This is a genomic window from Rheinheimera sp. UJ51 (genome assembly GCF_020819615.1).
In the GTDB taxonomy this organism is placed as follows: domain Bacteria; phylum Pseudomonadota; class Gammaproteobacteria; order Enterobacterales; family Alteromonadaceae; genus Alishewanella; species Alishewanella maricola.
Genome location: NZ_JAJHOG010000001.1, coordinates 302,661 through 317,867, shown reverse-complemented (window position 1 = coordinate 317,867; position 15,207 = coordinate 302,661). Strand labels below are relative to the sequence as shown.

Sequence of the window (15,207 nt, the reverse complement as noted above, 5' to 3'; positions counted from 1 at the left end):
TAAAAAAAGGGCCCGTCGTCAGACGGGCCCTTTTTATTTACAGTATCCCGCTTAAGCGGCTGCTGTTTTGGTTTGCTTTTTACTTTCAGCTTTTAACGCTTCAGCACCATTGGGTTGCTGGGTTAAAGTTTTGTCTGCCGCTAAGTAATCGGGTTCAAAATCATCCACATTAATCACAAACAAGCGGCTATCTTCAGCTTTACGTAACTTATCCGCTTCTTGTTTATTAATCACGCCCAGCTCTAAGCCAATATCAGCCACTTCATGTAACTTGAAGAAGGGCAGGCGTTTACCTGAGGCTTTGCTGACTTTATCAAACAGCGGCTCTGCAGCTAACACATCCAATAAGGCTTGTTCTACGCGACCTAATTGATTACCTGGCTCAACCGTTAAATATAAGTGCTTACCTAAGCGGTTACGCGCTTCACAAGGTGTCATCATGATACGTGAAACTTGATGATCCAGCATATCTGATGGTTTGCGCAACGTGCGACCAAATGGGAAGACAATGCGTTTTAGCACGATACCAATGACGCGGTTAGGGAAGTTATCGAATAACTCGGTCAGCGCCAACTGCGCTTTGGCCATGTTATCTTCACAAGCCCATTTTACCAAAGGTAAGTCTTGAACTTGGCGACCTTCATCTTGATAACGTTTCAGTACTGATGACGTGATATATAACATACTTAAAATGTCACCTAAACGCGCTGAAATACGCTCACGACGTTTTAAGTCGCCACCTAAGGTTCCCATGGCAACATCTGACATTAACGCAAGGGCGGCACTAAAGCGGTTCATTTGCTTGTAATATCGCGCAGTGTCATCGTTGTAAGGTGAATGGCTAAAAGCACCACCGGTTAACGATAACCAGAAGGTCCGGAAGAAGTTACTAATGGCAAAACCAATATGACCGAATAACGCTTTATCAAAGGCCGTTACGGCAGCGCCTTCATCCGTTAATTGTGCGGCTTGTAACTCGGCTAACACATAAGGATGACAACGGATGGCACCTTGACCATAAATAATCATGTTACGGGTCAGGATATTGGCACCTTCTACCGTGATGGCAACAGGCGCACCCTGGTAACCGCGAGCTAAATAGTTATTTGGACCCATACAAATGCCTTTACCACCATGCACGTCCATTGCATCATTAATCGCTGTGCGCATGCGCTCAGTCATATGGTATTTGGTAATGGCGGAAACCACTGACGGTTTTTCACCTAAATCAATCGCACCTACCGACATCGAGGTAGAGGCATCAGCCATATAGGCATAACCACCAATGCGTGCCATCGCTTCTTCAACGCCTTCCATTTTACCGACAGGCAATTTGAATTGACGACGAATACGTGCATAGGCGCCAGTAGACAGCGCAGCCGCTTTAATCCCACCGGTGCTGTTAGACGGTAATGTGATGGCGCGACCGACAGATAAACATTCAACCAGCATGCGCCAACCTTGGCCGGCCATTTCTGGACCACCAATGATGTAAGAGATTGGTACAAACACTTCTTCACCTTGCGTTGGACCATTTTGGAACGGCACATTCAATGGGAAGTGGCGACGACCAATTTTTACACCTGGGGTGTCGGCAGGGATCAACGCACAGGTAATACCGCGATCTTCTTCTTCACTTAATAGATGATCTGGATCGTACAGTTTAAAGGCTAAACCTAGCACCGTAGCGATAGGCGCTAAAGTAATATAACGTTTGTTCCAAGTTAATTTTAAACCCAGAACTTCTTCACCTTGCCACTGACCTTTACAAACGATGCCCACATCAGGGATCGCACCGGCATCTGAACCCGCTTCTGGGCTAGTTAAAGCAAAACACGGAACATCGATGCCTTTGGCTAGGCGCGGTAAATAGTAATTTTTTTGCTCATCAGTACCATAGTGTTGCAACAGTTCGCCTGGGCCTAACGAGTTAGGAACACCAACGATGCTTGATAACACCATGCTTTTACTGGTTAATTTTTGCAATACGCAAGACTGTGCATAAGCAGAAAACTCTAAACCACCATATTCTTTTTTGATAATCATCGCAAAGAAACCGTGATCTTTTAAGTATTGATAGACTTCTGGCGCAAGATCGGCACGTTCATGTGTTGTATGCCAGTCGTCCGTCATGGCCAGTAATTCTTCAACTGAGCCGTCTAAAAAGGCTTGCTCTTCTGCACTTAACCGAGGTTGTGGGAAGTTGTGCATTTTATGCCAGTCAGGGTTACCGCGAAATAAATCGCCTTCCCACCAGGTGGTACCGGCATCGATGGCTTCTTTTTCTGTCGTCGACATTTCCGGCATAATTTTGCGATATAACGCCAGTAATGGCTTTGTCAGATGTTGCTGACGTACCGAGGCGATATTTAGCGGTAAGGCAATGATTAGAAAGACTAACCAAGACCAAAAGCCGACGATGTCGCTAAAAGTACCAATTAATAATACACCCGCTAAAGCGGCGGTAAATAATGTGAGGCTGGCGCGGTGATAGGCAAGAATGCCTGTCGCCACCAGCAAAGCTACACAAACCAGAAAAACACTCATTGTTAACTCCTGCGATAAGAGGTCTGACCACTAAAGCCTTAGCTTAGAACGCTTTGATTTAAGTTGCAAGTACTTCTGTGCAATGCTTATCTATACAAAGTGTCAACTAATGTTGCAGACTCTGTACAATAGCCTTTAGCATAGCTCAGTATCGGCCTTTGTGTGTAAACACAAGCGGTGTTTGCACTTTTTAAACGCCAACGACATCGTTGTGGATTAATGGGAATACACCAGTGTGTGAATTATTGGGAATGTCGGCCAATGTGCCGACCGACATTTGTTTTAGTTTTAAAGGCTTAAAAGAGCGCGGGGGGCGCACAGGCCCACATAAAGATGGCTGGGGAGTGGCCTTTTACGAGCAAAAAGGCGTTTGTACTTTTAAAGATGCGCTGCCCAGTTATCAATCCGAAATTGCCCGCTTAATTTCTGATTACCCGATTAAAAGCACCGCTGTGGTTGCGCATGTGCGGCAAGCCAATCGGGGACAAGTAGCATTAGCCAATACTCATCCGTTTACCCGTGAACTATGGGGGCGTTATTGGACTTATGCCCACAATGGGCAGTTATCCCATTATCAACATTTAGCGGTGGATCGGTTTTTACCGGTGGGAACGACTGACAGCGAACGTGCCTTTTGTTATCTGCTCAGCGCTTTAGCGGCACGTTATCCAGAGAAAAGCCCGGGCCCCAAAGCCGCATTTCGTTATATTCGTCGCTTATTACCGCAGTTACAGCAGCTAGGGGTATTTAATATGCTGCTCACCGATGGTGAGTATTTATTGGCGTTTTGCAGCACTAAGCTGCATTGGATCACGCGCCGGGCCCCTTTTGGTGTGGCGCGCTTATCTGATGTTGATGTGGATATTGATTTTAGCCAAGAAACCACTCCGAACGATGTCGTGACCATTATTGCCACTGCACCGCTAACTAATAATGAGCAGTGGCAAAAAATGCAAAGTGGTGAGGCGCAGTTATTCCGTCGTGGCGAGCCCATCGACTGTTGAGGTGGGGGTGAGCCACTGTACTTTTTGCAGTTGTACATCAAATTGTTCAACGTTATCTTCGCCACGCCAAAGTCTGACGAGCATATAATCAAGCTCAGGTGCAACCCAGGCTAAAACTTGCTTGTCTGAATTTTCTTCAACCCGAGCAATGCGTAACGCGCGAACGGTGCCAAAAGGTAAGGCCAACGCTTCTTCGGTGACCACCTGATAGTGGTACACTTTATTATTGCCATCGCGGTTTAACACTTGGTAAGTGAAATCGGTTTTACCCGCGCGTAAATCCAGCACTAACTGTTGATGGTAACTCAGTGGATCTAACCAATCGTCTTGCCAATCGATGGCTTTGAGCGTTTGTTTTTTACCGGTGAAAAGTTGTTGTTTCTGCCAGTTTAAACGCAATTCATAGTGTCGATTAGAACCGGTACCCGTGCGGATCATTTTATAATGTGACGGTTTTAAACGGCCCTGCTCAAGCGTAAAAGTGGACGTTTCGCTGCGCTTATCACTAAACACTAACCAAGTGATATCACTGCTGTAGCCCATTTCATAATGGCTGTCTTTTTTATGCAAATAGCGTTTAGCCGTGCCATGGCTTTTGCCGCCACGGTACACTAAATAATCAGCATTAAAGGGAGTAAAAATAGGTGCTGCAGCAGTGTCTTTCGACAACTCAGCAACGCTAGGGGCTGGCAACGATGTCGCCAATACAGCAGAACTACAGAATAATAGTGTGCTTAAAAAAAGTGACGTGTTAACACGCCACTTCAGAATCATCCTCATCTTCGGCATAACCTTGTACTGAAAGTAAGTTACCGTCTAACCATGCCTCATTGCCGCGCTGTTGTAAACGATTTTGACAAAACCAACGCACAACCAGTGGATAAATCAGATGTTCTTGCTCATGTACCCGTTCAGCCACTGTCGAAGCATCATCACCTGGAAAGATAGGCACTTTCGCTTGCAAGATCACCGGGCCGCCATCAAGTTGCTCTGTCACAAAATGGACACTGCAACCATGTTCAGTATCGCCGGCATCAATTGCGCGCTGATGCGTATCTAAACCTTGATACTTCGGCAACAAAGATGGATGAATGTTCAATAATTTTCCAGAAAAGTGCTGCACAAAAGCGGGCGTGAGGATCCGCATAAAGCCGGCAAGCACCACTAATGATGGCGCAAAACCCTCAATGGCTTGTTGTAAAGCCCTATCGTAACTGGCGCGATCGCTATAGTCTTTGTGGCTGACGACACGGGTAGCAATACCCGCTGCCGTTGCCCGTTGCAAACCATAAGCGGACGCTTTGTTAGCAATAACCCCGGTAATTTTACCGGGGATCGTGCCTTTCGCACAGCCATCGATAATGGCTTGTAAATTACTGCCATTACCAGAGATCAGTACTACAATAGCGTTCATGCGGCCTCGTTATTCGTTAATAATAACCAGTTGCTCATCTGCCGCAGCCGCTTGAATCTCGCCAAGGTGCCAAGCTGTTTCACCCGCTTGTTGTAATGTCGCTAAAGCGGTAGGTAATTCGGCTGCAGGCACGACCACTAACATACCCACACCACAGTTAAAGGTGCGATACATTTCATGGCGGCTAATATTGCCTTGTTGCTGTAACCAGTTAAAAATGGCGGGCCACTGCCAACTCTTGCCGTCAATGACGGCTTTGGTATTGGCCGGTAAGACACGAGGAATGTTTTCCCAGAAACCGCCACCGGTAATGTGACATAACGCATGCACAGGGCTGGTTTTAAACAAGCTCAGCAGGTTTTTCACATAAATTCGGGTAGGTTCTAGTAAGTGATCGGCTAACGACTTACCTTCTAATAAGGTGTCTGCTGACTGACCTGACACTTCCAATACTTTGCGAATTAATGAAAAGCCATTAGAGTGAGGGCCAGACGAGGCCAATGCGATAAGTTGATCGCCCGGTTGTACTTTGCTGCCATCGATAATGTCGGCTTTTTCAACTACGCCTACGCAAAAACCTGCGATATCGTAATCATCACCGTGGTACATGCCGGGCATTTCAGCCGTTTCACCACCGACCAAAGAACAACCTGATTGCACACAGCCTTCAGCGATGCCAGTAACAACGCGTGCGGCGGTGTCAACATCCAACTTGCCTGTGGCGTAGTAATCTAAAAAGAATAATGGCTCAGCGCCTTGCACCACTAAATCATTGACGCACATGGCAACTAAGTCGATACCTACGCCATCATGGCGTTTTAAGTCCATGGCTAAGCGTAGTTTTGTGCCCACGCCATCGGTACCTGAGACTAACACCGGCTCTTTATAACCGGCAGGGATTTGGCACAGCGCACCGAAACCGCCTAAACCACCCATGACTTCTGGGCGGGTGGTGCGTTTTACGGCACCTTTGATGCGGTCAACTAACGCATTACCTGCGTCAATGTCTACTCCGGCGTCTTTGTAACTTAAAGATGTGTTGTGCTCGCTCACGGCTTTCCTCGAATGGCTAAGTGGGTTGGCTAAAGTGCTGACTATTTTACCCGTTTAACCGCGCAGACAAAAGCCTTACTGCATAGCATTCTCTTTCGCTTGGCGAACATAGTCTTGTAAACTGATGGTATCGTCATTGGCGATCTTATGGTAACAGACTGACGCAAAAGGAAATTCTTTGTCGCCAAAGGTCACTGCAATATAAGGTGCAGATTGATCTTGTTGATTGTTGTTCCAGTCACCCCCGACCAGTTTAATGAACACTTCACCGACATAAGCGCCAATAATATTACAAAGTGTAAATAACATTTCGCCAGAATGTTGCCGATGCTGCTGATCTTTGTGTAATGCCGACAACAAGGTGTCGACGACCGCTAAACTTTCGGCAGAGCCATCTAGCGTTAATTGATGTTGTTCGGCGGCATAAGCAATCGCATCTTGTGCGGCGGCATGCATTAACTGGTTTATTTCGGCAGATTGCATAGGGGTTCCTTATTATTTTTGATGGACGGCCAGTAACAGCTGACGCAGCTGACGACTGCCGGGGCCAAGAGATTCTTCTTGTGGTGCCAATAAACTCATCGGCACAAAACGTTCGGTGCTTTGTTGCAGCGGTAGCCGAAACAAGGTTTTATCGGCTAACAGCGGTGCCACCACAAAGTCGGGCAACCAACAAAAGCCTAAACCGAGTAATAATATATCGACTGCTTCGTCAAAGTTATTTACCGTCCAACGTTGTTCTGCTTTTAACCAGCCAATATGTTCTTGCGGTTTAACGGCGGTGTCACGAATAACAATTTGCAGTTGTTGGCTCAGTTCATTTTGGTCTAGGCTTGGTAGCTGTGCTAACGGGTGCGACGCGCCCACCACGGGAATAAAACGGGTGATCGACAACGGCTCACTTAAATAGCCTTTTGGCACCACGCCGGTGATGACTAAATCGGCTTTTTTCTGAGTAATGATTTCGCTAGTCCCTGTCAGCACCGTATCAATAATTTGTACTCGGCTGCCACGGCTCATTGGATAAAATTGCTGTAATGCTTGGTATAGATAGTGTTTGGGGTAGGCTAACTCGGTGGCGATACGAATTTCTGGCTCCCAGCCCTTGTCTAAATTATCGGCCAGCAGTTCAAGTTCTTCAATTTGTTGCGTTAAAATACGCGAACGGCGCAGCATAACTTCGCCGGCGGCAGTCAGTTGAGCTTTACGCCCAATGACTTCGAGCAATTCTACGCCCAACTGGGTTTGTAATTTTGCGACGGCATGATTCAGCGATGATTGGCTTTTGTTGAGCAACTCGGCCGCTTGGGCATAGCCACCGGCATCAACCACCGCTTGTAAAATGCGCCATTGCTCTAACGTGGACTTTGGGCGATAGGGCATAACGAGCCGTTTCCTTACTTTGCTTAAACCCTGGCTACCACCACCGCACGTAATGGTGCCGGATAACCCTCAATGGTCTTACTATGGTCATTTGGGTCAAGAAAATCAATCAGACTTTCATTTTCCATCCAAGGGGTGGCACGTTGTTCATCTAAGCTGGTGTGATTTAAATCGACCAGTTTAATATCTTGAAAACCCAGCCGTTCTAACCAGTGACACAAGGCGGCTGTGCTGGGGATAAACCAAACATTACGCATTTTGGCATAGCGTTCACCGGGTACCAATACGGTTTGCGCATCACCTTCAATAACCAGTGTCTCTAGCACCAATTCGCCACCGGGGCGCAGCTGTTGTTTTAGTTGCTGTAAAAAGTCTAACGGCGAGCGGCGATGATATAACACCCCCATCGAGAACACCGTATCAAATTGCTTTAACGCCGGCATATCATCAATACCAATCGGCAGTAAATTAACCTGCGGATCGGGATTAAAATGTTTAATGGCTTGAAATTGCGTATAAAACAGCTGCGAGGGATCAATACCCACAACAAAGCGCGCCCCAGCGCCGCGCATCCGCCATAAATGATAGCCACTGCCACAGCCGACATCTAATACCAAGCGTTCGGTTAAATCACTGATGTGCGGCAGCACCCGTTGCCATTTCCAATCTGAACGCCACTCGGTATCAATATCAATACCGTGGATCTGAAAGGGGCCTTTGCGCCAAGGTTTTAAGTGCTGGAGTAAAAAGCGAATGCGTTCTGCTTCACCTGCGCTGATATCACTCGTTTGCCCAAAGGCAACGGCGTCAGCCAGTTCTATTTGCGAGACGCGGGTCGTTGGCAGATTAGCAAGTATTTTTTGCCATTGTTTAAATTCACCATGCAGCGCGGTTTTCGACCACAACGCTAATTGCGCCGGTAAGGTTTCTAGCCAAGGGTGCAGGCGGCTGGTAGCAAGCTGTGCATAAAAAGTGGAAAAGTCCAACATGCGAATCAATCCTTTAAAGCAAACATCGAGCAAAAATTAAAACATTGAAACCAAACACTGTGCGAGTGAAAGCCGGCTTGCTGCAGGCGCGCACTGTGGGTGGCGAGCGTGTCGGGGCGCATAACTTTTTCCAGCGCAGTGCGTTTTTGGCTAATTTCTAATTCGCTGTAACCATTGGCGCGTTTAAAATCATGGTATAAATCAATCAGCAAATCATCATTAACAGGGGTATCGGCTTTAAATTTTTCTGAGATGATCAAAAGGCCACCTGGTTTTAACCCCTGATAGATTTTGTTGAGCAGGGCTTGGCGATCTTCCGGTGCCAAAAACTGCATGGTAAAGTTCACCACCACCACCGCAGCATTTTCAATAGTAAGCTGTCGAATATCACCTAATATAGCGTCCACCGGCACATCCGAGCGAAAGGCTTGCAAATGACGCTGACAACGCTCAATCATGGCACTGCTATTATCCACTGCAATCACTTTACAATTGTCGGCGGTAATATGGCGGCGCATGGACAAACTGGCCGCCCCTAACGAGCAGCCTAAATCATAATAATGACTATTTGCCTGCTGATAGCGCGCAGTCAGTTTACCGATGGTTTGAATAATCGTTTGATAGCCAGGTATAGAGCGCTGGATCATGTCAGGAAAAACGTCGGCTACCGCATCATCAAAACGGAAATCCTGAATATGTGCCAAAGGTTCGGCATAAACGTGGTCTTTTTGCATTAACACACTCAGTGGTTGTCACGAAAATGGCGGCTAGTTTACCTGAAATTTGCCGAGCGCTGAAAACTTATCGTGTTAAGCTAGCGACTAAGCAGAGTTTTCGGCTCTGGGCAGTGACTTTAAAGCGCTTTTCGCTATAATTGCCGTCATTCAAATCAGTTGCTTTCAGTTGTTCAGCATGGAGAAAGGATAAATTAATGCGTAGTCATTATTGCGGTAAGTTATCGGTAAACGAAGTCGATCAGCAGGTCACACTTAGTGGCTGGGTAAACCGTCGTCGGGATCTGGGTGGGTTAATTTTTATCGATATGCGAGATCGCGAAGGCTTGGTGCAAGTCGTTTGTGATCCCGATCTGAAAGCGTTATTCGACGTCGCTTACACCTTGCGCAATGAATATTGTATTCAAGTCACCGGGCAAGTTCGGGCGCGTCCCGCTTCACAAATTAACAAAGAGATGGCGACGGGTGCGGTTGAAGTGTATGCCAGTGCGCTCACCATTTTAAATAAGTCAGCGCCGCTGCCTTTAGACTTTAATCATGAGAACAGCGAAGAACAACGCTTAAAATACCGCTATCTTGATTTACGTCGGCCATTAATGAGCGAACGTTTAAAGTTTCGCGCTAAAGTCACCAGTTTTGTACGTAACTTTATGGACGGCAATGGCTTTTTAGATGTTGAAACCCCCATTTTAACCAAAGCCACGCCAGAAGGTGCGCGAGATTATTTAGTGCCAAGCCGCACGCACAAAGGCGAGTTTTTCGCTTTGCCACAGTCACCCCAGTTGTTTAAACAACTGCTGATGATGTCGGGCTTAGATCGCTATTATCAGATCGTAAAATGTTTTCGTGATGAAGATTTACGCGCCGATCGTCAGCCTGAATTTACCCAGATCGATATCGAAACCTCTTTTATGAGTGCGCCAGAAGTGATGGCGGTAACGGAGCAAATGGTTCAGCAGATGTTTGAACAATTGCTGGGTGTGGATTTAGGCACCTTCCCGCAAATGCCCTACTGGGAAGCGATGCGTTTATACGGCTCAGATAAACCTGATCTGCGTAACCCCATGCAGTTTGTAGACGTTGCTGATTTACTGAAAGACGTTGAGTTTAAGGTTTTTTCAGGCCCAGCAAACGATGCAAAAGGCCGCGTAGTGGCATTAAAAGTGCCAGGCGCAGCAGAAAAAGTATCGCGCAAAGATATTGATAACTACACCCAATTTGTCAGCATCTACGGTGCAAAAGGCCTCGCTTGGATGAAAGTAAATGACGTTGCCGCGGGGGCCGAAGGCGTGCAATCGCCGGTGGCGAAGTTTTTAAGCCCGAGCATCATTACTGACATTTTAGCGCGTACAGCAGCCGCTAACGGCGATTTAATTTTCTTTGGTGCAGACAGCTATAAAGTGGTCTGTGAAGCCATGGGCGCACTGCGCTTAAAACTGGGTGAAGATTTACAGATCACTCAACCCGGTTGGAAGCCATTATGGGTGGTGGATTTCCCGATGTTTGAAGAAAACGACGATGGTAGCTATTCTGCTGTGCATCACCCGTTTACCTCACCATTAGATACGCAAAGCTTTTTAGCTACGCCTAACCAAGAATTAAAGCTGGGCGAATTGTTATCCAATGCCTATGACATGGTGCTAAACGGTACCGAATTAGGCGGTGGCTCAGTCCGTATTCATACCGCAGAAGTACAAGCGAAAGTGTTCACTTTACTGGGTATTAGCGATGAAGAGGCGGCAGAAAAATTCGGCTTCTTACTCGAAGCGTTAAAGTATGGCGCACCGCCACACGCCGGTTTAGCCTTTGGTTTAGATCGCTTAGTCATGTTAATGACCGGTGCAACCTCTATTCGTGATGTGATGGCGTTTCCTAAAACCGCCACGGCTGCGTGTCCATTAACGGATGCACCTGGTGCGGCCAACCCGCAACAACTGGCTGAGTTGGGTATCCAAGTCACGCCAAAAGCGTAGTTACTGCATTACACAGCGAGGCCCTAGTGCCTCGTTGTGCCTTTATATCCTGTTTATGATTAGCTAAGAGGAGTAAGACATGGCTGGACATAGCAAATGGGCTAACATGAAGCATCGTAAAGCCCGTCAGGATGCCAAAAAAAGTAAGATCTGGACGAAGATGATCCGCGAACTCACGGTAGCGGCGAAGATCAGTGCCGATGTGCAAGCAAATCCACGCTTACGTTTGGCTGTCGATCGCGCTTTAGCCGAAAATATGACGCGCGATACCATCGACCGAGCCATTAAACGTGGTGCCGGTATGCATGATGCCGATAACTACGAAGAACTCGTTTATGAAGGTTATGGCCCAGGTGGTGTGGCGGTTATTGTCGAAACACTCACCGATAACAATAAACGTACCGTTGCTGATGTGCGCCATGCCTTTTCGAAAAATATGGGTAACTTAGGCACCTCAGGTTCGGTCTCTTATTTATTTCATCGCAAAGGCGTGTTGTGTTTTGCCGCCGGCGCTGATGAAGAGCAAATCTTAGATGTGGCACTGGATGCCGGTGCCGATGATGTACAAACCCAAGAAGATGGCAGCATCGAGGTGCTCACCAGCCCTGAGTATTTCAGTGCAGTACAGGATGCGCTTAGCGGTGCAGGCTTTGTGGCTGACTCTGCTGAGCTAACCTTAGTGCCTGATACGCATGCCGAATTGGATGCTGAGACGGCAGAGAAATTTATCAAATTACTGGATGCGTTAGAAGATTCTGACGATGTACAAAACGTTTATCATAATGCGCAGATCAGTGACGACATTATGGCTAGCTTGGAGTAGCCTTGAATATTATTCTGGGCATCGACCCTGGTAGTCGTTTAACGGGTTACGGTGTGGTTCGCCAGCAAGGTGGGCAGTTTCATTATGTGGCCAGTGGTTGTATTCGTTTAGGCACTGATGACTTTCCTGAGCGTTTACTGCGGATCTTTAACGGCATCAGTGAAATTATTGCGCAAACGCAACCGACTATTTTTGCCATTGAACAAGTGTTTATGGCGCGCAACCCCGATTCCGCACTCAAATTAGGTCAGGCGAGGGGCGCGGCTATTGTGGCGGCTAAAAATGCCGGTTTAGAGGTGCATGAATATTCAGCGCGGCAAGTTAAGCAAGCCGTAGTGGGCAGTGGCGCGGCGGATAAAGCGCAAGTACAACACATGATCCGGCATTTATTAAAGTTATCTGCGAGTCCTCAAGCCGATGCGGCAGATGCGCTGGCCGTGGCCTTGTGCCATGGTCATACGCAGCAAAGTTTAATTGCCATGGCTGGGCAAGCCAGTAAAACAGTTCGCGGCCGTTTACGTTAACGCCGCCCAAAGATAAGAAAACAGATGATTGGACGTTTAAGCGGTATTATTTTAGAAAAGCAGCCACCCGATTTATTATTGGACGTGGCCGGTGTGGGTTACGAAGTGCAATTACCCCTCACCAGTTTTTATGCTTTGCCCGAAGTGGGTAAGCCCGCGGTGATTTACACCCACTTTGTGGTGCGCGAAGACGCACAGTTACTTTATGGCTTTAGTAATCAAACTGAGCGTAGTTTGTTTCGACAATTAATTAAAGCCAACGGCGTTGGGCCTAAGTTGGCGTTAACCATCCTATCTGGCATGACTGCGCAGCATTTTGTGCGTTGTGTGCAATTTGACGATCTGAGTACCTTGGTAAAATTGCCGGGTGTCGGTAAAAAAACGGCCGAGCGTTTAGTGATTGAAATGCGTGATCGCCTAAAAGATTGGGGCGTCAGTTCAAATACGCCCATCACCGATAAAATGATTATGCAGGATGATGAAGCCTTATTCGCGCCCCCGGCTTCGGCAGAGCAAGATGCGATTAGTGCCTTATTCGGTTTAGGCTATTCGCAAGCGCAAGCGGCAAAAGCGGTGCAACAACAATTGAAACCTGGCATGAGCAGCGAGCAGCTGATTAAAGCAGCGTTAAAGAGTATGATTTAACCCCGCAAGCCAGGTCAAGCAGAGTGTCTTGCTGGCCTGTATCGCGGTTAATCGTTGCGTTTTCTAAGCAAATAAAGCAGTTATAAAAGGCATAGCATGATAGAAGCAGATCGTCTGATCCAGCCTAGCGCATTTAAAGAAGAAGAAGCCATCGACAGGGCGATTCGGCCAAAATCGCTGGCCGATTATACCGGCCAAGCGCATGTGCGTGAGCAAATGGCGATCTTTATCGAAGCCGCCCGCGGCCGTGGTGAGCCGCTCGATCATTTATTGATTTTTGGCCCGCCAGGTTTAGGTAAAACCACCTTAGCCATGATTGTGGCCAATGAAATGGGGGTGAACATTAAAACCACCTCTGGGCCTGTACTAGAAAAGGCCGGTGATTTGGCGGCGTTACTGACCAATCTTGAAGAAAATGATGTGCTTTTTATCGATGAAATTCATCGTTTAAGCCCCGTGGTAGAAGAAATTCTGTATCCAGCCATGGAAGATTATCAGTTAGATCTGATGATTGGTGAAGGCCCTGCGGCGCGCTCAATCAAACTCGACTTACCGCCTTTTACCCTTGTCGGGGCCACCACCCGGGCTGGTGCTCTGACATCACCCTTGCGCGATCGCTTTGGTATCGTGCAACGACTGGAATTTTATAAAGTAGAAGAGCTGACGCAAATTATTCAACGCTCGGCCAACTTCCTTAATATGCATTTAGATGAAGCCGGTGCCACTGAAATTGCGCGACGCGCTCGTGGTACGCCGCGTATCGCTAACCGTTTGTTACGTCGTGTGCGAGATTATGCTCAGGTTAAAGCCAATGGCATAGTCAGTGTCGAAGTGGCGTCTGCCGCGCTGAAAATGGTCGATGTAGATGCACAAGGTTTTGATTACATGGATCGTAAATTACTCGATGCCATTATCGATAAGTTTATGGGGGGGCCGGTAGGGCTAGATAACTTAGCCGCGGCCATCGGTGAAGAAAAAGAAACCATTGAAGATGTGATTGAACCCTTTTTAATTCAGCAAGGTTACATTCAACGCACGCCACGGGGGCGAATAGCCACGCCGCGTGCTTATCAGCATTTAGGTTTTGACCTGCCACAAACACCAACATAAGGGTGTTGCTACTCGATTTTTAAGTAAAAAAAAGCCCGCTCAATGAGCGGGCAAGCAACAATTTCAGGAACTGCTTCAATAAATCCAGGGAACATGTTTGGAGCAAACAACAAAACCTCTCTCACAAAGTCTCATTGTTAAGTGACCTGTACTAAACAATCAAAATGCGCTACCAAAATTTTGACTGTCTTTGCGCTAGCTCAGAACACCTGCATATGATAGAGAATTGGAGTTTTTACTTCAAACGAGAAAAACTGGCGTTTTGATATTAGAAAAACTAATGGCGCGCCAGGGTGTACGGCGAGCAGGATAAAAAGAGACTAACGAGTTTATCGCAAGCTATTGCTGAAATTCATCTGCCATTCATCTTAATCAAGCATGATAGCACCAGATTACTTTTTATCGCTTAAAACGATAATTTGTACCTAATAAATCGGCCTTTATTCTGAACTTAGCCGATAGACCTGTGTCAACGTAATGTTTTAATAAAAAACAAGTAGTCAGTGTAAAAAAATATAGTTACGAAATTGGTCGACAGCCGATTGAGTTTGTACGCTGGCTTAATTATCATACAGGCGCGAAATAAAGCGGAACCAGATGCAGCGAAACAACTTCTCATGGTCAGTGCGGGTGTATTATGAAGATACCGATGCTGGCGGCATTGTTTACTATGCAAACTACCTGAAATACTTCGAAAGAGCGCGCACCGAATGGTTGCGTGCCCTCGGAGTTGAGCAAGATATCTGGTTAGCGAATAAAGTGGCTTTTGTGGTTACTGAAGTGCAAATGAAGAACACCCGCCCAGCAAAGTTTAATGAGCTGTTGACGGTGTCCAATGAAATCAGTACCTTAAGGCGTGCTAGTTTAAGTTTTAAACAACAAATTCACAATGCAGCGCAACAAGTTGTGTGTGCAGCAGAGATTAAGATAGCGTGTGTTGACCCAGAGCAGTTAAAAGCTCGTTCAATCCCCGCAGAAATAACAGAGGTATTATCGCGTGTCAGGTGA

15 protein-coding genes are annotated in these 15,207 nt (G+C 46.9%); 7 read left to right on the top strand and 8 right to left on the bottom strand.

Translation table 11 applies throughout. The annotated features are described in order from the left end of the window. Positions 1–51: 51 nt before the first annotated feature. The gene (gene fadE / locus LMJ53_RS01380; RefSeq protein ID WP_229584442.1) at positions 52–2,547 is read right to left on the bottom strand and encodes an acyl-CoA dehydrogenase FadE; all 2,496 of its coding nucleotides are present in this window, start codon (positions 2,545–2,547) and stop codon (positions 52–54) included. 233 nt (positions 2,548–2,780) lie between these two features. On the opposite strand from fadE, the gene LMJ53_RS01375 reads away from it, so the two are divergent. Then, positions 2,781–3,551, top strand: a complete 771-nt coding sequence (locus LMJ53_RS01375) for a class II glutamine amidotransferase (protein WP_229584441.1) — start codon at positions 2,781–2,783, stop codon at positions 3,549–3,551. On the opposite strand, the gene LMJ53_RS01370 is transcribed toward LMJ53_RS01375, so the two are convergent. The 7 genes from LMJ53_RS01370 to cmoA form a co-directional block, all read right to left on the bottom strand. Next, entirely contained in the window at positions 3,519–4,244 is a 726-nt protein-coding gene (locus LMJ53_RS01370; protein WP_229584440.1) for a DUF3108 domain-containing protein, read from the bottom strand. The two genes, LMJ53_RS01375 and LMJ53_RS01370, sit on opposite strands and share 33 nt — an antisense overlap. A gap of 58 nt (positions 4,245–4,302) precedes the next feature. After that, complete coding sequence (purN, locus tag LMJ53_RS01365) at positions 4,303–4,965, bottom strand: phosphoribosylglycinamide formyltransferase (protein WP_229584439.1); 663 nt, start codon at positions 4,963–4,965, stop codon at positions 4,303–4,305. A 9-nt stretch (positions 4,966–4,974) separates the two neighbouring features. Further along, entirely contained in the window at positions 4,975–6,018 is a 1,044-nt protein-coding gene (gene purM / locus LMJ53_RS01360) for a phosphoribosylformylglycinamidine cyclo-ligase (protein WP_226750349.1), read from the bottom strand. Positions 6,019–6,093: 75 nt separating this feature from the next. Continuing rightward, positions 6,094–6,501 (bottom strand): hypothetical protein, encoded by a 408-nt coding sequence (locus tag LMJ53_RS01355; protein ID WP_229584438.1) that lies wholly within the window; start codon positions 6,499–6,501, stop codon positions 6,094–6,096. A 12-nt stretch (positions 6,502–6,513) separates the two neighbouring features. After that, positions 6,514–7,401, bottom strand: coding sequence for a LysR family transcriptional regulator (locus LMJ53_RS01350; RefSeq protein ID WP_229584437.1), 888 nt, complete (start codon positions 7,399–7,401; stop codon positions 6,514–6,516). 23 nt (positions 7,402–7,424) lie between these two features. Then, positions 7,425–8,390, bottom strand: a complete 966-nt coding sequence (gene cmoB, locus LMJ53_RS01345) for a tRNA 5-methoxyuridine(34)/uridine 5-oxyacetic acid(34) synthase CmoB (protein WP_229584436.1) — start codon at positions 8,388–8,390, stop codon at positions 7,425–7,427. A 5-nt stretch (positions 8,391–8,395) separates the two neighbouring features. Beyond that, positions 8,396–9,124, bottom strand: coding sequence for a carboxy-S-adenosyl-L-methionine synthase CmoA (gene cmoA, locus LMJ53_RS01340; protein WP_229584435.1), 729 nt, complete (start codon positions 9,122–9,124; stop codon positions 8,396–8,398). Between the two features lie 197 nt (positions 9,125–9,321). On the opposite strand from cmoA, the gene aspS reads away from it, so the two are divergent. The 6 genes from aspS (at position 9,322) to ybgC (ending at position 15,207) form a co-directional block, all read left to right on the top strand. Then, positions 9,322–11,097 carry an aspartate--tRNA ligase gene (aspS, locus tag LMJ53_RS01335; protein ID WP_229584434.1) on the top strand — a complete coding sequence of 592 codons (1,776 nt, stop codon included), beginning with the start codon at positions 9,322–9,324 and terminating at the stop codon, positions 11,095–11,097. A gap of 79 nt (positions 11,098–11,176) precedes the next feature. Further along, positions 11,177–11,920 (top strand): YebC/PmpR family DNA-binding transcriptional regulator, encoded by a 744-nt coding sequence (locus LMJ53_RS01330; protein ID WP_229584433.1) that lies wholly within the window; start codon positions 11,177–11,179, stop codon positions 11,918–11,920. Between the two features lie 2 nt (positions 11,921–11,922). After that, positions 11,923–12,444 (top strand): crossover junction endodeoxyribonuclease RuvC, encoded by a 522-nt coding sequence (ruvC, locus tag LMJ53_RS01325; RefSeq protein ID WP_229584432.1) that lies wholly within the window; start codon positions 11,923–11,925, stop codon positions 12,442–12,444. Between the two features lie 24 nt (positions 12,445–12,468). Next, positions 12,469–13,089: a Holliday junction branch migration protein RuvA gene (gene ruvA / locus LMJ53_RS01320; RefSeq protein WP_226750342.1), complete on the top strand. Its 621-nt coding sequence runs from the start codon at positions 12,469–12,471 to the stop codon at positions 13,087–13,089. Between the two features lie 96 nt (positions 13,090–13,185). Continuing rightward, positions 13,186–14,199: a Holliday junction branch migration DNA helicase RuvB gene (gene ruvB, locus LMJ53_RS01315; RefSeq protein ID WP_229584431.1), complete on the top strand. Its 1,014-nt coding sequence runs from the start codon at positions 13,186–13,188 to the stop codon at positions 14,197–14,199. A gap of 597 nt (positions 14,200–14,796) precedes the next feature. Further along, the gene (gene ybgC / locus LMJ53_RS01310) at positions 14,797–15,207 is read left to right on the top strand and encodes a tol-pal system-associated acyl-CoA thioesterase (RefSeq protein ID WP_229584430.1); all 411 of its coding nucleotides are present in this window, start codon (positions 14,797–14,799) and stop codon (positions 15,205–15,207) included.